Consider the following 21,391-nt stretch of genomic DNA (forward strand, 5'->3'; position numbering starts at 1 on the left):
TTTTAATGTGCTCCTGCACCGCCTTCGCTCTTAATCGGCGAAAGCAACCAACAAAATGGAATCAAAAGCAGAGCCACGATACTCAGGCCCATAAAGACGTCGATGTACGCCAGAATACGTGCCTGCGCGATCATCTCCTGATAGAGCTGCCCGCTCGCCAGCACCAGCGGATCGCCCACTGCGCTGGTGAAATTGCGGATCGAATCCGCCCAGTGTTGCAGCGTGAGATTGTAAGGCTCATTGAGCGGCGACATGTTGTGCACCATGGTGGCCGATCGCGTCTGCATGCGTTCGGTAATGCCCGCCGTAGACAGCGAAATCCCGATAGAGCCCGCAACGTTACGGAACATGGTGAACAGCGCCGAGGCATCGGCATTTAATCGCTGCGGCACGGTGATGAACGCAATGGTGGTCAGCGGCACAAACAGGAAGCCAAGGCCGATCGACTGCGCACTGCGCATTAATACCAGCGTGGTGAAATCGACGTTGGGCGTAAGCCGGGTGGAATAGAAGAACGCGCTGGCAAGGCAGGTGAAGCCGAAGGCGATGATGTAGCGCGTTTGCACTATTGGCATCAGCTTCAGCACGATGGGTATCGTCAGCACAATCAATATCGCGCCAGGCGATAGCACCAGCCCCGACCAGGTTGCGGTGTAGCCAAGATCCTGCTGCGCCAGCTGGGGAAGCACCACCGAACTGCCGTACAAAATCATCGCCATGCCCGCCATCAGCAAGCCCGCCACCCAGAAGTTACGATCTTTCATTACAGTAAGATCGACCACCGGTTTACGTGCATACAGCAGCCAATAGATGGCGCCGATAATGCCGATCACCGCTAGCATGGCGAACAGGCGAATAAAGTGCGAGGCAAACCAATCTTCATCTTCGCCACGATCGAGGAACACCTGCAAACAGCCAAGTCCCAGCGTGATCAGGCTGATGCCGATGTAGTCGATCTTCAGGCGGCCTTTATCCCACTTGCGCTCCCACGGCGGATCTTCCAGCAGCTGATAAATCGCCATCACCGTTAAAATGCCAACCGGAATATTAATGAAAAACACCCAGCGCCAGCTGTAGTTGTCGGTGATCCAGCCGCCGAGCGTCGGACCAATCACCGGCGCGACGATAATCGCAATCGACGACAGGCCAAAGGCTTTGCCGCGATCTTCCGCTTTGAAGTAATCGAGCAGCACCGATTGCTGTACCGGCTGCAATCCGCCACCAAAAAAGCCCTGCAGGATGCGGAACAGAATGATCTGCCACAGCTCCGTCGCGATGCCGCACAGGAAGGAGCAGATGGTGAACATTACGATGCAGATCAGGAAGAACTGCTTGCGGCCAAACAAACGGCTGAAGAACGCCGAGATTGGCAACACAATGCCGTTCGCCACCAGATAAGAGGTTAAAACCCAGGTCGATTCGTCGTAGCTGGAGGAGAGCGAACCGGCAATGTGTGGTAGCGCGACGTTGACGATGGTGGTGTCGAGGATCTCCATAAACACCGCCAGCGTCACCGTAATGGCGACCAGCCACGGATTGCTGGCGGGACGCCAGCTTTCGCTCGCACTCATTCCACTGTGACCTTCGGCTCAACCGACAAGCCCAGCGGCAGCGGATGATTGGGATCCAATCCTTTATCGATAACGATTTTCACCGGCACGCGCTGCACGATTTTCACGTAGTTGCCGGTGGCGTTTTCCGCCGGGAAGGTGGAGAAGCGGGAACCGGATCCCATCTGCACGCTATCCACATGCCCTTCCAGCTTCATGTCCGGCCAGGCATCGACGCTGATTTCCACTTTATTACCCGGCTTCATGCGCGCCAGCTGCGACTCTTTGAAGTTGGCGTTGATCCAGATTTCAGGTGAAACCAGCGAGAACAGCGCGCTGCCAGCCTGCACCAGCGTGCCGAGTTGCACGTTACGCTTGGTGACAAAGCCATCGTAAGGCGCGCGAACCTGGGTATAAGAGAGATTCAATTCGGCAGTGTTGAGCTGCGCCTGCGCCTGCTCAACCTGCTGCTCACGCGCTTCCACATTGGTTTCCTGCTGGCGGATTTGCAGCTTCACCTGAGAAGCCACTTCAACCTGCGCCTTAGCGCTTTGCAGTTGCGCTTCAGCGGAACGCAGCTGCGCGGCGGCGGTATCAATATTGCGCTGTGACGTGGCACGCGGATCAACGCCGCGCTGGCGACGATAATCGGCCTGGGCGTTGAGCAAATTGGCCTGCGCTTTGGCCTGATCGGCGAGAGCTTGATCGCGCTGTGCCGGATACTGCACGCGGGACAAGGCTAACTGCGCCTGCGCCTGATGCAGCTGCGCTTGTGCCAGACCAAGCTGGGCTTTGGCCTGATCGCGCTGCGCTTCACTGTCGCGCGCATCGATCTCCACCAGCAAATCGCCCTGCTTCACGCGCTGGTTATCACGCACCAGCAGCTTGACCACATATCCGGCCGCTTTCGGCGCGATGGTCACCGCATTGCCTTCGGTAAAGGCATCATCCGTGCTTTCGATATTGCGCGTGGTGAGCCAGAACCATAGTCCCACCACGATCATGATCACCACCACAATGGCGAGAAAAATCAGTGGCTTCTTTCCGGGACGTTTACGTTCTGGTTCGTTGTTATCTTGATGGGTATTGGCGGTTTTTTGCGGATCCTGCTGATCGCGTTCAGACGGTTGATTCTGGTTTTCCATAATTTTTCATCGTAGGCGGTTGTCCCGATTCTCGGGCAAAAACGGTCAACATAACCTTAGATGGGAAATTGACAAATGCCAATGCAACTTTACATAAGCCGACATTGGCCTCGCGCTAACGTATAAGGTGTAACAGCAGCCATCCGCCCAGCATCGACCAGGCCAGCATCGGGATGGAAAACAAGTGGAAACGCCACCAAACGCGCGCGTCCTGCGCCATGCGCAAGGCAATCAGGTTGGCGAGCGAACCCGGCAATAAGCCAAATCCGCCAATATTCACCGCCCACGCCAGCACCTCGGACGGTGGCACTTTCTGCAAAAGCAGAATGGTGGCGGGAACGTTGCTGATGATCTGCGATAAGCCAATCGCCAGCAAATAGAGTCCGCCCTCGCCTAGCTGACCAATAGCGGCAAAATGCGGCTGCAGCCAGGACAAATGCATCAACAGGAACACGTCGATAAACATCGCCACGAACACCAGCAGCAAACTCCAGTCGATGCTGATCAACACGCTGCGCGCCATGATCAGGAAACAGGCCGCCACCAACAGCAGCGCCCAGCCGGTCATTTTTAGCTCAAGCGCGACGATAAACACCATATACAGCAGCACGCTGACCAGGAACAACGGCTTGTGCCACGCCTGCGTTTCACTCTGCTCATGCTTTTGAATCGCGCGCGCCGGGAAGCTCCACCAGGTTAACGCCATCAGCGAAAGCAGCAGAAATGCCGCCAGCGGCGCCATCTGCGCAATGAAGCCGGGCACGCTGAGCGTGCCGTGACTCCACAACAGAATGTTTTGCGGATTACCAACCGGCGTCAGTAAGGAACCCGCATTCACTGCCAGCGCTTCGAAAATGATCAGGCGGGAAATGGGCAGGCGCGAGAATTTCCGCAGCGTCAGCGTGAGCGGCACCAGAATAAACAGCGCAACATCGTTGGTGAGAAAAGTAGAGAGCAGCGCGGCGGCGCAAACCATGAACAGCGCGAGGGCGCGTTCATGCTGGAAGCGTTGAATCAGGCGTGCGCCGAGCACATCAAAATAGCCGCTGTTTTCCAGCCCTTTGGTCAGCATCAGTAAGCCGGTGAGCGTCATGATGGTGTGCCAGTCCACAGCGGCGGGCAGCTGCGACCAGCGGAAATTCGCCAGCGGCAACATGATCACACCCAACAGCAACAACAAATGCAAAATACGATCGCGCATTAAGGAACGAAGCAGAATGGGCATGATGGCGGAAGGCCTTTTAGTTAGCGACTCTCGTAGAATTTCTGGAATACGGCTAGGGTTTCATCACTGACGTGATGCTCCAGGCCTTCTGAATCACGGCGCGCGGTTTCCGGGCTAACACCCAGCGCCAACAGGAAGGTTTCAACAATATGGTGACGAACGCGGCTCGCTTCAGCCAGCTTCTCACCTTCGGCGGTGAGGAACACGCCGCGATACGGCACTTGCTCGACTAAGCCGGTGGTGCCAAGACGCTTTAACATTTTGGCCACGGTCGGCTGGGAAACGCCCAAACGTGCAGCCATATCCACCTGACGCGCTTCGCCAAATTCACGAATCAAATCAGAGATTAATTCTACGTAGTCATCGATCAGCTCACGACGATGCGCCTCGCGCACCTGACGAAATCCTTCGACATGCTCCTCTATCTCTTTTAGCGGGCCCTGGGGCATGTTGGTGGCGATTTTTGCACGACGACTCATCTAACTTCCTCTTTATTATCTGCCGCACTTTACCTGCGGTGCGGGCTGGCTGCGCCCATTGTAAACCAGGCACAAATAAGCACAAATTTTTCCTAAATAGTGTTGGCTAAAGAGTATAGCCAGTGCTATCTTTGTTGATAATCTAAGCGAATAGCTTATAAAGGCTACAAAGAAATATCGTCATTCACTCGGGAGGTGAACATGACTACCATGAAAAACTGCCTCGACTGTGGCAAATGTTTCCAGGCTGAACAGAGCAAACCGGCTTTTGAGCTGAAATCGCTGCTGTGCCTGTTTACCCGCTCGCCGTTTGCGCTGCGTTTGATGCTGATTGAAAAGCTCACCGGCAAACAGCTGGTTGAACGTCCGTGCCCAAAACTGATCTGGCGCGGCTAACGTTTCCGACGCATACAAATTCCAATAAAGCCCGCTCATGTAGCGGGCTTTGTGTTTCTGGCGGCAGGTAAATCGTTAATCGCGCCCATAAAAAAACGGCCCCGAAGGACCGTTTATTGTGCAACTGGTCTAAGCAAGAACTTAGAAGCTGTAACCTACGCCAGCAATCCAGGTGCCAACGTCAACGTTGCGGATACGGCTCTGCTCATAACCCACATCAACAGCGATGTTTTCGATTGGGTTGAACTGCATGCCTGCACCGTAAGAGAAACCGTAGTCGCTGGTATCAGCTTTCTGGCGCTCTGGAGCGGTTGACTGGAATTTACCGTAGCCAACACCTACAACACCGTAGATGCTCGCCCAGTCGTTCAGACGGTAAGCTGGACCACCGGTCACACCGTAGTATTGGCCTTTGTTATAAACGCCAGCATCAGTACGATCTTTCTCGGTGTAAGTGAAAGAACCGATCCAACCCAGTGGGTTGGTACCGTCTTCGTAACGATATTTCAGGTTGAAGCCGTTTGCTTTGTTAGCAACGCCTTGATAATCGCTCTGAGCGTAACCACCGGTAACGGTGCTTTGTGCCATGGCAGAACCTGCAGAAACTGCAAGTACACAAGCCAATGCTGAAAGACATGCAATTTTTTTCATAACCACCTCAAATGTGAATATACTTCTCTCCTGACAACGCTGTAAATATAACAAAAAACAGCAAGAAACTCTGCCCGCATTTTGTTGTCTAACAGATTGTTTGGTGTAACAGAAAGTTAATGAAGTTTCCTATGTCATTCATTTTACTTATAAAAAGCATCATATTCCTGCAACATAAATTCCGATCACAAAAAATGCCTTTAAGTAAATTCCTAAACTAACCTGACGTTTCTTTACGGAAATGGCACTAAAAATGGCCAAATTCTGACCTGTCAGCGCTTTTTATTTCCCCGATTCGCGTCTCCTTATTTGCCTGCGATTCCATTACACTGAGCGCTTGTTGCTCTGTTGTTAATAAATAAAAGGAATGGATTACAGGATGTCTGCGCCTCATACGACCAAAAATATGGCCCCGGTGTTGTTCCCTATTGCCGTGCTGCTGATTGCCATGCTCTCGCTACAAGGCGGCGCTTCTCTGGCTAAATCGATGTTTTCCACCGTTGGCGCCACCGGCATCACCGCGCTGCGTCTTGGTCTTGGCACCCTGATTCTCTGCATCATCTTTAAACCCTGGCGTTTGCGCTTTACGCGCGAGCAGCGCAAGCCGCTGCTGATGTACGGCTTAGCGCTCGGCTGCATGAACTATCTCTTCTATTTAGCCATTCGCACTGTGCCGCTGGGCGTTGCCGTTGGACTGGAGTTTCTGGGTCCGCTGACATTGGCATTGATCGGCGCGCGTCGTCCGCTCGATTTTCTTTGGGTCCTGCTGGCGGTAGCGGGTTTGTGGTTCCTGTTGCCAATCGGTGAAGGGATGGGTCATATCGATCCGCTCGGCGCGCTGCTGGCGGTAGGTGCGGGTGCCTGCTGGGCGGTCTATATCCTTGCAGGTCAACGTGCCGGCGCGGAGCATGGTCCGGCGACGGTGGCGATGGGTTCGCTGATTGCCTCGGTAATTTTTGTGCCGCTCGGCCTGACCTTTGCCGCGCCGGGCATCTGGCATTGGGAAGTGCTGCCGCTGGCGCTGTTGATCGCCCTGCTCTCCAGCGCCATTCCCTATTCTTTAGAGATGATGGCGCTGACACGACTGCCGGCGCGCATTTTCGGCACCTTAATGAGTCTGGAACCGGCGATGGCGGCGTTATCAGGCATGCTGTTCCTTGGCGAGCTATTGACGCTGCAGCAGTGGATTGCGCTGCTGGCGATCATCATCGCCTCGGCAGGTTCAACGCTCACCATGAAACAAAAAAGCGCAAAAATAAGCGAAGTGGACATTACGCATCCGCAATAAATATTCAACTATTTAGCCTGCTGCCTGGCAGGCTAAATACAGAAACATTCTCATTATCATGTTTAACGCGGCATTAAGATTTTTCCGTTATTATTTTGCAACACGATTAATAAATAATTAACACAAATCACAACCCTCTGTTTTACCTCAACTAATTGTTAAATCGCACAAACCCTGAGCAATATTAAGGTTTATCTATTCCTGTCATTGATTTAATCAATCCTGCAGATTAAAAAACTGCTGCTATACTTATTTCCGTGCTTGATTAGGACAACCATCAATAAGAGGACATTAATGATGAGTACCGCAAAACTGGTTAAAACTAAATCGTCTGATCTGATTTACACCCGTAATGATGTCGCTGACAGCGATAAAAAAGCGACCATCGAGGTGCTCAACCGTCTGGTAGTGGAGTTTATTGACCTGTCGCTGATCACCAAGCAGGCGCACTGGAACATGCGTGGCGCCAACTTTATTGGCGTACATGAGATGCTGGATGGTTTCCGTACCGCCATTACCGATCACCAGGACACTATCGCTGAACGCGTAGTTCAGCTAGGCGGCGTGGCGCTGGGTACCACTCAGATCGTCAACGATAAAACACCACTGAAAAGCTATCCGTTGAACATTCATAGTGTGCAGGATCATCTGAAAGCGCTGGCCGATCGTTATGCGATTGTGGCGAATGACACGCGTAAAGCCATTACTGAAGTGAGCGATGAAGACACTGCTGATATCTTCACTGCGGCATCGCGCGATCTGGATAAATTCCTGTGGTTTATCGAATCGAATATTGAATAAATTTCAGTGTTATAACGAAGGCGGGTTATCCCGCCTTTTTTTACGTCTGTAACATTGTGGTGCTTTTTTTGACGTCGTTAACAATTCCTTAATCCCTTCTTTCGCTCTCCCCGCCCTTGGTGCACACTGTGCCTGCACCACAACAGCACCATGCACCAAAATGAAGCACCAATAAGGTGCAAAACTTTTCTTCTGCGCAAAATCGTGTCAGCAAGTGCTTAAAACTACTGATTTCGAGCAAAATGAAAAGTTGGCATAATTTTTTCATATGATAGGCCGTACATCGGGCCACCAGGCCTGAGGGGTAATAAGGAAAAAAATGATGAAGTCATTGATTAAAGTCTCCGTGGCCGCGCTGGCGCTGGCCTTCTCGCTTTCCTCCACCGCAGCAGACAAAAAACTGATCGTCGCGACTGACACCGCATTCGTTCCCTTCGAGTTCAAACAAGGCGATAAATACGTCGGTTTTGATATCGATCTGTGGGATGCCATCGCGAAAGAACTGAAACTCGATTACGCCTTCAAGCCAATGGATTTCAGCGGCATCATTCCTGCCCTGCAAACCAAAAACATTGACCTGGCGCTGGCGGGTATCACCATTACCGAAGAACGTAAGAAAGCCATCGAGTTCTCTGACGGCTACTACAAAAGCGGCCTGCTGGTGATGGTGCGCGAGAATGAAAAAAACGTTAAGAGCATCGACGATCTGAACGGCAAAGTGGTGGCGGTGAAGAGCGGCACCGGTTCGGTGGATTACGCTAAAGCGCACATCAAATCGAAAGACCTGCGTCAGTTCCCGAACATCGACAACGCGTACATGGAGTTAGGCACTAACCGTGCTGACGCCGTGCTGCACGATACACCGAACATCCTGTACTTCATCAACACCGCCGGTAAAGGCCGCTTCAAAGCGGTAGGCGAGTCAATTGAAGCGCAGCAATATGGCATCGCGTTCCCGAAAGGCAGCGATGACCTGCGTGAAAAAGTGAACGGCGCACTGAAAACCCTGCGCGACAACGGCACTTACAACACCATCTATAAAAAATGGTTCGGTACTGAACCAAAATAATTGCGGCTTGAGCCGATTTTTCCAGCAGGGAGCCTAACACTCCCTGCTTTTTACATTTCCACGCAACAGATTTTGGAGTCACACCATGGAGTTTGACTGGAGCGTCATTTGGCCTGCCCTGCCGATTTTAATCGAAGGTGCCAAAATGACCCTGCTGATCTCGGTCCTCGGCCTGGTCGGCGGTTTAATTATCGGTTTAGTCGCCGGTTTTGCCCGCGCCTACGGCGGCTGGATCACCAACAACATCGCCTTAGTGTTTATCGAGCTGATTCGCGGTACGCCAATCGTGGTTCAGGTGATGTTTATCTACTTCGCCCTGCCGATGGCTTTCCCGGATCTGCGTATCGATCCATTCAGCGCGGCGGTGGTCACCATCATGATCAACTCCGGTGCCTACATCGCGGAAATCACGCGCGGTGCGGTGCTGTCGATCAACAAAGGCTTCCGTGAAGCGGGTCTGGCGCTGGGTCTGTCGCGCCGCGAAACCCTGCGTTACGTGATCATGCCGCTGGCACTGCGCCGTATGCTGCCACCGCTGGGTAACCAGTGGATTGTCAGCATCAAAGATACGTCGCTGTTCATCGTGATTGGCGTGGCCGAACTGACGCGTCAGGGTCAGGAGATCATTGCCGGTAACTTCCGCGCGCTGGAGATCTGGAGCGCCGTTGCCATTATCTATTTGGTTATTACGTTGGTGTTGAGCTTTGTGCTGCGCCGTATTGAGAAAAGGATGAAAATTCTGTGATTGAATTTAAAAACGTCTCGAAGAATTTCGGCCAGACTCAGGTTCTGCACGACATCAACCTGAAGATTAATCAAGGCGAAGTGGTGGTAATTATCGGGCCGTCCGGTTCCGGTAAATCTACGCTGCTGCGCTGCATCAACAAGCTGGAAGAGATCACGACCGGCGAGCTGATTGTCGATGGTATGAAGGTTAATGATCCGAAAGTGGATGAGCGCCTGATTCGTCAGGAAGCGGGCATGGTGTTCCAGCAGTTCCATCTGTTCCCACAGATGAGCGCGCTGGATAACGTCGCCTTTGGCCCGATTCGCGTCCGTGGCACGAAGAAAGAGGAAGCGCATAAGCTGGCGCGTGAGCTGCTGGGTAAGGTTGGGCTCGCCGAGCGCGCCCATCACTTCCCGTCTGAGCTTTCCGGTGGTCAGCAACAGCGCGTGGCGATTGCCCGCGCGCTGGCGGTGAAGCCGAAGATGATGCTGTTTGATGAGCCAACCTCAGCGCTGGATCCCGAGCTGCGTCACGAAGTACTGAAAGTGATGCAGGATCTGGCGGAAGAAGGCATGACGATGGTCATCGTCACGCACGAAGTCGGTTTCGCCCAGAAAGTGGCTTCGCGTCTGATCTTTATCGACAAAGGCACCATTGCAGAAGATGGCAACCCGGACGATCTGATCACCAACCCGCCAAGCGATCGTCTGCGCGAATTCCTGCAACACGTCTCCTAATCCGTAGGGTCGCCATTAATGGCGACCTTCTTCTTACCCGCACCCTGCCCCGCGCCATTCATGGCGACCTTCTTCTTATCCGCATCCAACACAATTTTCCTTTCAGAATCCTAACCTTCCATCACTGACTATACTTCTCTCTTGTGCCGCTGCGCGAAGCTAAAGGAGAAAAGCGATGTCGTCTGCCAGCCCACCATGGCGTTTAGCCGTGTGGTTACTCTTCAGTTTGTTCACTCTGTTTCTCATTCCCCCGGCGCAGGCCGTTAATCTGCCGCAGGCGGCCGTCGCAGCACAGCAGTCACAAACCCCGGCAGCAGATAACAAAGCCGAAGGCGAACCCAGCCTGGACGAGAAAAAAGCCGCCTATGCCGCGCTGGCGAATATTCTGGATAACAACGCCTCGCGTCAGGAGCTGATCGATCAGTTACGTCAGGCGGCGAACAGCCAATCCAGCAACGAACCGCCGGTGCTGGCACCGCCGCAGGCCAATGAAGAAGATCCCACGGTACTGGAGAGCGTTACCAGCGTAACGCGTGAATACGGTGGCGCGGTGGCCGCGCAGTTTGTGCAACTGCATGACAACATCACCAATGCGCCGCACAAATCCTTTAACCAGCAAACCTTCCTCAACGCGCTGAAATATTTTGCTGCGCTCGCCGCCGCGGTGTTTGCGTTTTACTGGCTGACACGCCGCCTGATGTGGCCGGTCTGGCGCCGCATGGGCCGCTGGGGACGCGATCAAAACCTTGAGCGCACCAAGTGGCTGCACTTGCCCGCCACTATCTTGATGGCCTTTGTGCTCGATATTGTGCTGCTGGCGCTGACGCTGTTTGTCGGTCAGATCATCAGCGACAACTATCACAACAACAACCGCACCATCGCCTATCAGCAAGGCCTTTTCCTTAACGCCTTCGCGCTGATCGAATTCTTTAAAGCGGTGCTGCGGCTGATTTTCTGCCCACGCTTCCCCACGCTGCGCTTCTTCCACTTAACCGATGCGCGCGCCAGCTACTGGAACACGCGTCTGAGCTGGCTAAGCGGCATCATCGGTTACGGTTTACTGGTGGTGGTGCCGATTGTCTCCAATCAGGTGAATATTCAGGTGGCGGCGCTGGTCAACATGCTGATTATGGGGATCATGACCGGCTGGGCCCTGTGGCTGATTTTCCGCAACAAAAGCAACATCCATCACGAACTGTCGCGTCTCGCCGATCGCAGCATGAGCTTTTTTGCGCTGTTCATCCGCGCCTTCGGCATGGTGTGGCACTGGCTGGCCAGCGCCTACTTTATCGCGCTATTCCTGTTCTCAATCTTCAATCCCGGCGACAGCCTGAAGTTTATGATGTCCGCCACGGTGCGCAGCCTGGCGATTGTGGTGATCGCCGCGCTGATTTCCGGCATGCTGACGCGCTGGATTGGCAAAACCGTCACGCTGTCGCCCGATATGCGCCGCAACTATCCCGAGCTGCAAAAGCGCGTTAACGATTGGGTTAAAGCGCTGCTGAAACTGGCGCGCGTGGTCACGGTATTTGCCACGCTGTTGCTGCTGCTCAACGCATGGAATCTGTTTGATCTCTGGCACTGGCTCACGCTCGGTACCGGCCAAAAAATGGTGGATGTGCTGATTCGTATCGTGATGATTGTGCTGCTGTCGGCAGTCGGCTGGACGCTGCTGGCGAGCCTGATCGAAAGTCGCCTCGCCTCGGATTCGCACGGCCGCCCAATGCCGAGCGCACGCACCCGCACGCTGCTGACGCTGTTCCGTAACGCGCTGGCGGTGGTGATCAGCACCATCACCATTATGATTTTGCTGTCGGAAGTGGGCGTGAATATTGCGCCGCTGCTGGCCGGTGCCGGTGCGCTCGGTCTGGCGGTGTCGTTCGGTTCGCAAACGCTGGTGAAGGACATCATCACCGGCATCTTTATCCAGTTTGAGAACGGCATGAACACCGGTGATCTAGTCACGATTGGCCCAATCACCGGCACGGTGGAGCGCATGTCGATTCGCTCGGTGGGCGTGCGTCAGGATACCGGCGCGTATCACATTATTCCGTGGTCATCGATCACCACCTTCGCCAACTTTGTGCGCGGCATCGGCTCGTTCGTGGCGAACTACGACGTGGATCGCAGTGAAGATACCGAACGCGTTAACCAAACGCTGCAGGAAGCGGTGAAAGAACTGCTGGAGAACCCGGAAATTCGCGGCATGGTAATTGGCGAGCCGAGCTTTGCCGGATTAGTGGGATTAACCAACCAATCCTTTACCGTGCGCGTGTCATTCACCACCCAGCCGCTGAAGCAGTGGACGGTACGTTTTGCGCTGGATGATAAGGTGAAGAAGCATTTTGATGCGGCCGGCATTAAAGCGCCGCACCAAACGGTAGAAGTGATGCAAACCGGCAGCGATATTGCCTCCGCTGCCAGCTTACCGGCGTTGCCGCCGGCACAATGAAGTTAGCGTTTCAGCCGTTTGGCGCGTGTCGCTGGCGGCTGGAACGTCCAGGCGATAAAGCGGCTCTGCTTCTGCCCTTGCGCCATTTCGATAATGCGCACTTCGTAGGCATCAAGATCGCGCAGCTGGTCACGCAGCGCCGGTAAATTCTCTTTGCGCGAGACCAGCGAGGTGAACCAAATAATGGCGTCTGAGTGCGCCACGCTTTCAGCGATCATCTGACCAACGAACTTGCGCTCGCCGCCGTCGCACCACAATTCGTTGTGATGACCACCAAAATTGAGTGGCGCGTTTTTGCCCAAGCCAAGGTTGCGCGTTTTGCGCTGACCCACGGTGGCCGCCTCTTCCGCAGACGAGTGGAACGGTGGATTGCACAGCACCGCGTGATAGCGTTCATTCTTATGCACTACGCCGGCGAAAATCGCCGAGGCCTCTTTTTGCCGACGCAGACGCACGCCGCGCTGCAAGCCCGGATTACTCGCCACAATCTGCCCGGCAACGGTGATCGCTTCGGCGGTGATATCGGTGCCGGTGAAGCGCCAGCCATATTCGGCGTTACCAATCAGCGGGTAGATGCAGTTCGCACCGCAGCCGATGTCCATTACATCCAGATCGCGTGGAACCACGCCGCCGTTGTCACTCGCCAGCAGATCGGCCAGCGCGTGCACATAATCAGCACGGCCCGGTACCGGCGGCGTCAGATAACCTGCGGGTAGCTGCCAGTTGAGGTTATAGAACAGCTTCAGCAGCGCCTGATTCAGCAGCATCACCGCTTCAGGATCGGCGAAATCCACCGACAACTCGCCGTAGCCGTTGGGACGCACTTTCACCGCCAGCGGCGGATGGGCTGCGGTCAGAGCAGCAAAATCATAACGGCCTTGATGGCGGTTACGCGGATGGAAAGGTGACGTGGCGGCTGGCTTGTTCATAGTTTCTCCGGAAAATAGCGCGGGCGTAAGATACTCTGGCTAGCGGCATCGCACAATGCGCTTAATCGAATTCACCGTATTAGATGAGATTAGTGCACCACACTCAGGTTCCTCTTTAAGGAAAGTTATGACTCGTCAGCGTTACTCTTATCAGCCCCGCGCTGGACATGGTTTGCCGCACGATCCGCTGAATGCCATCGTCGGTCCACGCCCCATTGGCTGGGTCAGCTCGCAAAGCGCCAGCGGCGTACGCAATTTAGCGCCCTACAGCTTCTTTAACTGCTTCAATTACCATCCGCCAATTATCGGTTTTGCCAGCAGCGGCTGGAAAGACAGCGTGCAGAATATCTCGGAGACCAAAGAGTTTGTCTGGAATCTGGCGACGCGTCCGCTGGCCGAGGCGATGAATGAGAGCTCCGCGTCGGTGCCGTCTGAACAGGATGAGTTTGCGCTGGCGGGATTAACGCCGCTTGCCGCATCACACGTCAATGTCAGCATGGTGGCGGAAAGCCCGGTGAATTTTGAGTGTAAATTGACGCAGCTGATTCAGTTGCAGGATGCGCAAGGTAACCCAATTGATAGCTGGCTGGTGCTGGGCGAAGCGGTCGCCATTCATATTGATGAATCACTGCTGGAGGAAGGTATTTATCAAACCGCCAAAGCGCAGCCGATCCTGCGCGCCGGTGGCCCGTCGGCCTATTACGGCATCAGCGAAGAACTGCGTTTCGATTTGGTGCGGCCGGATGCCCGCCGTAGGTAATGCCTGACACATTTCGTAGCGGCGCAATTTATTGCGCAATGTCTGGATGGGCACGGAGCTGCCATTAATGTGCGCGATAAATCGCGCCGCTACGGATCGTGCGCTTTTTCAGCGCGGATGATGATTTTTCAACACCTGTACCGCACGCGCAATCTCCGGCGCCAGCCAGCGGTCTTCCTGCCAGTTGGCAACCACCGCGCGCAGGCGACGCAATGCCTGCGCCGTTCCTTGCGCCAGCTGATCTTCGCCGTGGAAATCCAGCGCCTGCGCCGCCAGCAGATACTCAATCGCCAGAATCTGCCACACGTTGCCCAGCAGCTTCAGCAGCTTCAGCGCCGCGCCGGTACCGAGGCAGAGATGATCCTCCTGCAAACCCGACGTCACATAGTTATCCAGCACCGCCGGCTGCGCCAGCTGACGATTCTCCGCACAGAGTGACGCCGCCACATACTGCGCAATCATCATGCCGGAGTTAACGCCCGGCTGCGCCACCAGAAACGCCGGTAAGCCGCTCACCAGCGGATTGACTAAACGATCGAGCCGCCGCTCGGCGATGCTGCCGACTTCCGCCATGGCAATCGCCAGCAGATCCGCCGCCATCGCCACCGATTCGCCGTGCGGATTAGCCTGCGACACCACGCGCCAGTTATCCGCCGTGCCGAGCACCAGCGGATTATCGGTGCAGGCATTGAGTTCGGTTTCAATCTGGCGCGCCGCGTGATCGAACTGATCGCGGCTGGCACCGTGTACCTGCGGCATGGAGCGCAGACTGAGCGCATCCTGGGTACGAATGCCGACGCTGGCCGCCAGCAGCGGGCTATCACTCAGCAGTGCGCGTAAGCGCTGACCGCTTACCTGCATGCCCGGACTGGCTTTCAGCGCAATCACTTCGGCATCAAAGGCCACCAGCTGTCCGCGCAGCGCCTCAAAACTCATCGCGCCGGTAACATCGGCCCAATCCAGCAAATGCGCCGCATCATCCAGCGCCAGGCAGGACAAACCGGTCATGCACGGCGTGCCGTTGACCAGGCTCAAACCCTCTTTGGCACCCGGACGATAAGGCTGTAATCCTGCCAGCGTTAACGCCTGCGCCGCAGGCATGATCTGGTTTTGATACTCCACCTCGCCGACACCAATCAGCGCCAGCCCGATATGCGCCATATGGCTGAGGTAGCCGACCGAACCCTGCGACGGCACCTGCGGCGTAATCTGCTGGTTGAGTAGCGCCAGCAGATGCTGCACCAGCGCCACCGACACGCCCGATTTGCCGTGGCTGTAATTGGCAATCGCCGCACACAGAATGGCGCGCGCCTGCTCGCGCGTCAGCAGCGGACCCACGCCACAGGCGTGACTCAGCAGCGTATTGCGCGACAGCTGGCTGAGCTGATCTTCCGGCAGCGTGATATTGCACAGCGCGCCGAGGCCGGTATTGATGCCGTAAGCGATTTGGCCGCTGGCGACAATCTCATCGACAATCGCGCGCCCCTGCGCAATGCGCTGCCAGGCGCTGACGCTCAAACTCAGTTCTGCGTCGTGCCGCGCCACCTGCACCAACTCTTGCCAGGTTAATGGGCTGTCGCCCCACACGATGGTCATGCTGGCTGCTCCGCGCCGTGATGGCTGGAGATAAACTGCTTAAAGCGCTGCGATCCCTGCTCGCCAAACATCTCTTCCGGCGCGCCCTGACAATCGATGGTGCCCTGATGCATAAACACCACGCGGTTGGAAACATTACGCGCAAAGCCCATTTCATGTGTCACCACCAGCATGGTGCGCCCCTCTTCCGCCAGGCTGCGCATCACTTTCAGCACTTCGCCCACCAGTTCCGGATCGAGCGCCGAAGTCGGTTCATCGAACAACATCACTTCCGGATCCATCGCCAGCGCGCGAGCAATCGCCACGCGCTGCTGCTGGCCGCCCGACAGCTGCGCCGGGTAGAAATCTTTGCGATTCAGTAAGCCAACGCGATCCAGCAGTTGCTCCGCCTGAGCGATGCAGCTTTTCTTGTCGCGCTTCAGCACATAGTGCGGCCCTTCAATGACGTTTTGCAGCACCGTCATGTGTGACCACAGATTAAAGCTCTGGAACACCATGCCAAGCCGTGAACGCAAGCGCTCAATCTGTTTCGGATTGGCCGCCAGCTGATGGCCGCGCGCATGGCGTTTCATCTCAATGGTTTCGCCGCCGACGCTCACCACGCCAGCATCTGGCGTTTCCAGCAGGTTGATGCAGCGCAACAAGGTACTTTTGCCCGAGCCGCTGGCGCCAAGAATCGAGATGACATCGCCTTGATGCGCCTGCAGCGAAATGCCTTTCAGAACGTCCATCGCGCCAAAGGATTTATGGATATCGGTGGCGGATAAGGTAACGGGTGATGTGGAATGCATATTACTCTCCGGCAAGCGGTTTAACGGCGGGCATCGGCTTTTTTGCGACACGATGTTGCGCACTCAGACGGCGCTCCAACAACGCGTACAGCTGGACGATAATAAAGTTGAGAATCAGGTAGATCGCCGCCGCACAGACAAACACTTCCATGGTGCGATAGGTACGCTGAATGATCTGCTGCGCCACGCCGGTCACGTCCCACACGGTCACGAGACTGGCGAGCGCGGTAGATTTCACCAGCAAAATCGCTTCGGTGGAGTACGCCGGCAGCGCATAGCGCAGCATGATCGGCGCGATAATGCGGCGCAGCAGCAGCCAGCGCGACATGCCGCAAGCGAGACCGGCTTCCACTTGTCCGGCCGGCACGGCGAGCAGCGCCCCGCGCAAAATCTCGGCGGTGTAAGCGGCAGTACAAAGTGACAGCGCCAGCACCGCGCAGATAAACGGCTCGCGCAGGAACGGCCAGACGAAGCTGTGGCGGATCACGCCGAACTGCCCGAGTCCGTAATAAATGAGAAACAGCTGAATCATCAGCGGCGAACCGCGAAACACCAATATGTAGCCGCGCGCAAAACCACTCAGCACGCGCCAGCGGCTCATGCGCAGTGACAAAATGCCAATCGCCAGAATGCCGCCGCACAGAAAGGCGCTGATAAACAAGCCCAGCGTCACCGGCAAGGCGGCGCTCAGCTTAAGAAAGGTATCGGTGAGAAAGGCGAAGTCGATCATGCTGCTGCTCCTTAATGCTGTGCCGCAGTGCGACTTTGCCACGCACGACCAAGGCGCGACTCTGCCCGGCGAAACGCATAATTAGACAGCAGTGTCAGCACCAGATAGCAAGCACCGCCAATCAGATAGAACGTGAAGTAATCGCGCGTGGATCCGGCTGCAACCTGGCTGGCGCGCATCAGCTCGACAATGCCGGTCACCGACACCAGCGCCGAATCTTTCAGGCTCATCTGCCACACATTCGACATGCCCGGCAGCGCATAACGCACCACCTGCGGCAGCAGAATGCGTTGCGCGATGCGCCAGCGCGGCATGCCAATCGCCACCGCCGCTTCGACTTCGCCTTTGGATAGAGCCAGACGCGCGGCGCGATACACTTCACCTTGATAGGATCCGGAGATGAGCCCGATGGCCAGCGCCCCAATCAGGAAGGGCGGCGCCTCGATAAAGCCATCCGCGCCGAACATCTGCCCAACCAGCGTAATCAGGCCGGATCCACCGAAATAGAACAGGTAGATCACCAGCAGTTCCGGGATGCCACGAAACACTGTGGAATAGGCTTCACCCAACCAGCGCAGCCAGCGTTGCGGCGATAACTTGGCCGCCGCCACACCGGAACCGACCACCGCACCAATCATCAGCGCCACCAGCGACAGCAGCAACGTGGTGAAGGCGGCACTCAGAATCAGGCGGCCCCAGCCATCATCAGCAAAACTCAGCAGGCTCATCATCTTTCACCTCACTTACGGGGTTACGTCAGTTTTAAACCACTTCTCACTGAGCTTTTTCACCGTGCCGTCAGCCAGCGCGGCATGGATCGCCTCATCCAGCTTGGCTTTCAAATCGTTATCCGCCATGCGCACGCCCATCGCTTCACCCTCGCCCCAGATTGGGCCGCCGAGCTGAGGGCCGCTGAATGTCAGGTTGTCGTTTCCTTTTCGCGCCAGCATTGATTGGGCGAAAGTCACGTCATCAAACACCGCGTCGATACGACCGGATTGCAGATCGAGCATCGCATCTGCCGAAGAGGTGTATTCGCGTACGTCGGCATCGCCTTTGAAGTATTTATCGATAAACGGCGTATAGACCGTGCCGGAGGCGATACCAATGGTTTTACCCTTCAGCGCCGCTTTCAGTGGGGCAATCGCCGCGTTGATCGCTTTCTCATCATCATGCAGCTTGATGATGTTGTGATCGGCGGGCAGCAGCGGGCTATCTTTGGTGGTGATGAAAGTGGCGGGCGTGGAGGCGTATGGCGTGGTGAAGTTGACCACTTTTTTACGATCTGGCGTGATGACAATCGCATCCATGATCACGTCATATTTACCGGCGTTCAGGCCCGCAATCATGCCGTCCCAGTTCTGCACCACCAGCTTGCACTGGATCGCCATGCGCTTGCACAGATCCTCCATCAGTTCCGGTTCAAAGCCACCTAACTTGCCGCCCGGCAGCGTCAGGTTCCAGGGTTCATAGCTGCCTTCGGTAGCGATGGTGATCGATTTCCACTCTTTCGCCTGCACGGCAATGCCGCTGATCATCAGGCTGGCAAACAGGGTCGTGAGGCAAAAACGGCGAATCGGGGCGCGGTGCGTCATGCGGCTTCTCCTGGCTATTAATCGAGTTTGGCAGTCTCTGCTTATGCAATATTTGCAGATGACCTTTCATGTATATACAAGTTAGCGTGCGGCAGATCATTGTCGGCATAAGCTTTTTGTGAGCCAGCCAGTATAAAAATTAATAATCGCTGCGTGGTCTTTACTTGTACATACAACCTAGCAAGCACTATGCCAAATCGGCGAAGCCGCAAAATCAGGGAGATGGTCACGCGATGGACGTAATGTTGCACTGCGAGGAGGCAAGGTGTGCATTGTGGTGGTGCAAGTTCAAGAATCGTAGCGGCGCGATTAATCGCGCATATTAATGGCGGCCACATTGCCAATCCGAATAACGCGCAATAAATTGCGCCGCTACGAACATGTGCGGGGATTTAGTTAGGTTTACCCGCTTCTAAAAACGCCTGCATCAGCGGTTTCAGCACCTTCTGCAGCTGCGCAGCGCGATCCTGCTGCCAGGCAAACGGCGGAGTTTCATCCATATAATTGAGCTGCGCCAGCTCCAGCTGCACCGCCTGCACGCCTTGATCCGGCTGGCCGTAGGCGCGGGTGATATAGCCGCCTTTAAAGCGTCCATTCGCGATCCAGCTGTAATCGTTTTGCGCATCACACACCTGTTTAATCGCCTCGATCACCGCCGTTGAACAGCTGGCGCCATCATTGGTCCCGATGTTGAGATCCGGCAAACGCCCCTCAAACAGGCGCGGGATCACCGAGGCGATTGAGTGCGCATCAAACAGCAAGGCGTAGCCATGTTCAGCTTTCAGACGCGCCAGCTCCTGTTGCAGTTGCTGATGATAAGGCTGCCAAATCGTGTCCAGATAACCCTGCCGCACCTCGGCACTCGGCGTTTTACCGGCTGCAAAGGTTGGGCTGCCGTCGAACAAGGTTTCCGGGTACAAGCCGGTGGTCGCCGTGGTGTAGAGCGGCTGATTATCCGCCGGGCGATTGAGATCGATAACAAAACGCGAATAGTGACCGATTAACACGCTGGCACCGAGATCGCGCACAAAATCGTACAGCAGCGGCAAGTGCCAATCAGTATCCGGCAGGCCGCGCGCCGCGTCGCTCAGGCCGGCGTCCACTTCCGGCGTTAACTGCGTGCCAGCGTGCGGAATGCTGACCAGCAGCGGAATCTTACCGGCGGTGAAATGAAAAGGTGTCATTGCGCTTCTCCACGATAAATAACCTGGCACGGCAATTCGCCGCCCAGCCAGTAAACCAGCTCAGCCGGACGCGACAGCGGCCAGTGAACAAAATTTGCGACTTTGCCCGCTTCCAGCGAACCGTGCGAGTGCTGTAATCCCAGCGCTTTGGCTCCCCATAAGGTTACGCCCGCTAGCGCCTCTTCCGGCGTCAAACCAAACAGCGTGCAGCCCATGTTCAGCATCAGACGCAGCGAAAGCGCCGGTGAGGTGCCCGGATTGGCATCGCTGGCCAGCGCCATCGGTACGCCGTGTTCACGGAACAGCGCTACCGGCGGACGCTGGGTTTCACGCAACAGATAAAACGCGCCCGGCAGCAACACTGCAACGGTGTCGTGCTGCGCCATCGCTTGCGCGTCCGCTGCGGTGGCGTACTCCAGATGATCGGCGGAAAGCGCCCCGTAACTTGCCGCCAGCGCCGCGCCGCCCAGCGCCGAAAGCTGCTCGGCGTGCAGTTTCACCGGCATGCCCAATGCTTTGGCTGCATCAAATACCGTGCGAACTTGCTCAGGAGAAAAGGCCAAATGCTCGCAAAACGCATCGACCGCATCCGCCAAACCTTCGGCTTTCACCTGCGGCAGCAGGCGCTGGCAGATGATATCGATCCAGCCTTGCGGATTGTCTTTAAACTCTGGCGGGAAACCGTGCGCGGCTAAGCAAGTGGCCTGCACATCGGCGGGCACCGATTCCGCCAGCTCACGAATGGCGCGCAACATAGTCAGCTCGCTGGCTTCATCAAGGCCGTAACCGGATTTGATCTCCACCGTGGTGACGCCTTCCGCCAGCAGGCGATCCAGCCGCCAGCGCGCGCTCGCCACCAGCTCTTGCTGCGAGGCCGCGCGGGTGGCGCGCACCGTGGAGAGAATACCGCCGCCCTGCGCAGCGATTTCTGCATAGCTCACACCGTTCAGACGCTGCTCAAACTCCTGACTGCGATCGCCGCCAAACACCAGATGCGTATGACAATCCACCAAACCGGGCGTGATGATGCCGCCGGAAAATTCGCGCTGTTCACGCGCGGCAAAAGCCGGGCATTCGCTGCGCGGCCCCACCCAAATCAGTTTTCCCTGATCGACCGCCAGCGCGCCGTCGGCAATCAGATTGTAGTGCCCGTCACGCATCGTAACGATGTCGGCCCCCAGCCACAGGCTGTCGATCTGCTCTGTTTCTGCCATCCCACTCCCCTTCGCGTTCGGCGATTTACACTGCGCTTCAAAGTATGTATATGTATATACAACTTTCCGCCA

Annotated in this window: 21 protein-coding genes; 8 read left to right on the top strand and 13 right to left on the bottom strand. The window is 55.8% G+C overall.

Annotation, left to right across the window (positions count from 1 at the left end; all coding sequences use genetic code 11):
• Positions 1-2 precede the first annotated feature (2 nt).
• From HX773_RS06770 to mntR, 4 genes are all read right to left on the bottom strand, one after another.
• Positions 3-1,571 carry a DHA2 family efflux MFS transporter permease subunit gene (locus HX773_RS06770; RefSeq protein ID WP_176970929.1) on the bottom strand — a complete coding sequence of 523 codons (1,569 nt, stop codon included), beginning with the start codon at positions 1,569-1,571 and terminating at the stop codon, positions 3-5.
• Positions 1,568-2,695, bottom strand: coding sequence for an HlyD family secretion protein (locus tag HX773_RS06775; RefSeq protein WP_176970930.1), 1,128 nt, complete (start codon positions 2,693-2,695; stop codon positions 1,568-1,570). Before HX773_RS06775 ends, HX773_RS06770 begins: the two co-directional genes overlap by 4 nt.
• Before the next feature lie 115 nt (positions 2,696-2,810).
• On the bottom strand, positions 2,811-3,920 hold the full coding sequence (locus tag HX773_RS06780) for an SLC13 family permease (protein ID WP_176970931.1): 1,110 nt from the start codon (positions 3,918-3,920) through the stop codon (positions 2,811-2,813).
• A gap of 20 nt (positions 3,921-3,940) precedes the next feature.
• Positions 3,941-4,399 carry a manganese-binding transcriptional regulator MntR gene (mntR, locus tag HX773_RS06785; RefSeq protein ID WP_008102536.1) on the bottom strand — a complete coding sequence of 153 codons (459 nt, stop codon included), beginning with the start codon at positions 4,397-4,399 and terminating at the stop codon, positions 3,941-3,943.
• Between the two features lie 201 nt (positions 4,400-4,600).
• Between mntR and HX773_RS06790 the strand changes: the two genes are divergently transcribed.
• Positions 4,601-4,795, top strand: coding sequence for a hypothetical protein (locus HX773_RS06790; protein WP_064740691.1), 195 nt, complete (start codon positions 4,601-4,603; stop codon positions 4,793-4,795).
• Positions 4,796-4,936: 141 nt separating this feature from the next.
• Here HX773_RS06790 and ompX read toward each other — a convergent pair whose 3' ends face one another.
• Entirely contained in the window at positions 4,937-5,446 is a 510-nt protein-coding gene (ompX, locus tag HX773_RS06795) for an outer membrane protein OmpX (RefSeq protein WP_176970932.1), read from the bottom strand.
• A gap of 379 nt (positions 5,447-5,825) precedes the next feature.
• Here ompX and rhtA point away from each other — a divergent pair, with 379 nt between their 5' ends.
• From rhtA to ybiO, 6 genes are all read left to right on the top strand, one after another.
• Complete coding sequence (rhtA, locus tag HX773_RS06800) at positions 5,826-6,734, top strand: threonine/homoserine exporter RhtA (protein WP_176970933.1); 909 nt, start codon at positions 5,826-5,828, stop codon at positions 6,732-6,734.
• A gap of 297 nt (positions 6,735-7,031) precedes the next feature.
• Positions 7,032-7,535, top strand: a complete 504-nt coding sequence (gene dps, locus HX773_RS06805) for a DNA starvation/stationary phase protection protein Dps (protein WP_036620516.1) — start codon at positions 7,032-7,034, stop codon at positions 7,533-7,535.
• A 322-nt stretch (positions 7,536-7,857) separates the two neighbouring features.
• On the top strand, positions 7,858-8,604 hold the full coding sequence (glnH, locus tag HX773_RS06810; RefSeq protein ID WP_176970934.1) for a glutamine ABC transporter substrate-binding protein GlnH: 747 nt from the start codon (positions 7,858-7,860) through the stop codon (positions 8,602-8,604).
• Positions 8,605-8,689: 85 nt separating this feature from the next.
• The gene (glnP, locus tag HX773_RS06815) at positions 8,690-9,349 is read left to right on the top strand and encodes a glutamine ABC transporter permease GlnP (protein WP_007887744.1); all 660 of its coding nucleotides are present in this window, start codon (positions 8,690-8,692) and stop codon (positions 9,347-9,349) included.
• A complete protein-coding gene (glnQ, locus tag HX773_RS06820) occupies positions 9,346-10,068 on the top strand; it encodes a glutamine ABC transporter ATP-binding protein GlnQ (protein WP_176970935.1) in 723 nt (240 codons plus the stop codon). Before glnP ends, glnQ begins: the two co-directional genes overlap by 4 nt.
• Positions 10,069-10,243: 175 nt before the next feature.
• Positions 10,244-12,520, top strand: a complete 2,277-nt coding sequence (gene ybiO / locus HX773_RS06825; protein WP_176970936.1) for a mechanosensitive channel protein — start codon at positions 10,244-10,246, stop codon at positions 12,518-12,520.
• 2 nt (positions 12,521-12,522) lie between these two features.
• Here ybiO and rlmF read toward each other — a convergent pair whose 3' ends face one another.
• Entirely contained in the window at positions 12,523-13,449 is a 927-nt protein-coding gene (gene rlmF, locus HX773_RS06830; protein ID WP_176970937.1) for a 23S rRNA (adenine(1618)-N(6))-methyltransferase RlmF, read from the bottom strand.
• A 127-nt stretch (positions 13,450-13,576) separates the two neighbouring features.
• On the opposite strand from rlmF, the gene HX773_RS06835 reads away from it, so the two are divergent.
• Complete coding sequence (locus tag HX773_RS06835) at positions 13,577-14,209, top strand: flavin reductase family protein (RefSeq protein ID WP_176970938.1); 633 nt, start codon at positions 13,577-13,579, stop codon at positions 14,207-14,209.
• A 108-nt stretch (positions 14,210-14,317) separates the two neighbouring features.
• On the opposite strand, the gene hutH is transcribed toward HX773_RS06835, so the two are convergent.
• The 7 genes from hutH to hutI form a co-directional block, all read right to left on the bottom strand.
• Entirely contained in the window at positions 14,318-15,805 is a 1,488-nt protein-coding gene (gene hutH, locus HX773_RS06840; protein ID WP_176970939.1) for a histidine ammonia-lyase, read from the bottom strand.
• On the bottom strand, positions 15,802-16,596 hold the full coding sequence (locus HX773_RS06845; protein WP_176970940.1) for an ABC transporter ATP-binding protein: 795 nt from the start codon (positions 16,594-16,596) through the stop codon (positions 15,802-15,804). The genes hutH and HX773_RS06845 overlap by 4 nt, the downstream gene beginning before the upstream one ends.
• 1 nt (position 16,597) lies before the next feature.
• Complete coding sequence (locus HX773_RS06850; protein ID WP_176970941.1) at positions 16,598-17,326, bottom strand: ABC transporter permease; 729 nt, start codon at positions 17,324-17,326, stop codon at positions 16,598-16,600.
• Between the two features lie 11 nt (positions 17,327-17,337).
• Entirely contained in the window at positions 17,338-18,057 is a 720-nt protein-coding gene (locus tag HX773_RS06855; protein ID WP_176970942.1) for an ABC transporter permease, read from the bottom strand.
• 12 nt (positions 18,058-18,069) lie between these two features.
• Entirely contained in the window at positions 18,070-18,921 is an 852-nt protein-coding gene (locus tag HX773_RS06860) for a transporter substrate-binding domain-containing protein (RefSeq protein WP_176970943.1), read from the bottom strand.
• Between the two features lie 392 nt (positions 18,922-19,313).
• On the bottom strand, positions 19,314-20,105 hold the full coding sequence (hutG, locus tag HX773_RS06865) for an N-formylglutamate deformylase (RefSeq protein WP_176970944.1): 792 nt from the start codon (positions 20,103-20,105) through the stop codon (positions 19,314-19,316).
• The gene (gene hutI / locus HX773_RS06870) at positions 20,102-21,319 is read right to left on the bottom strand and encodes an imidazolonepropionase (RefSeq protein WP_176970945.1); all 1,218 of its coding nucleotides are present in this window, start codon (positions 21,317-21,319) and stop codon (positions 20,102-20,104) included. The genes hutG and hutI overlap by 4 nt, the downstream gene beginning before the upstream one ends.
• Positions 21,320-21,391: the final 72 nt, after the last annotated feature.

Origin of the sequence: Pantoea sp. B9002 (genome assembly GCF_013385945.1) — a bacterium.
Classification (GTDB): Bacteria; Pseudomonadota; Gammaproteobacteria; order Enterobacterales; family Enterobacteriaceae; genus Pantoea.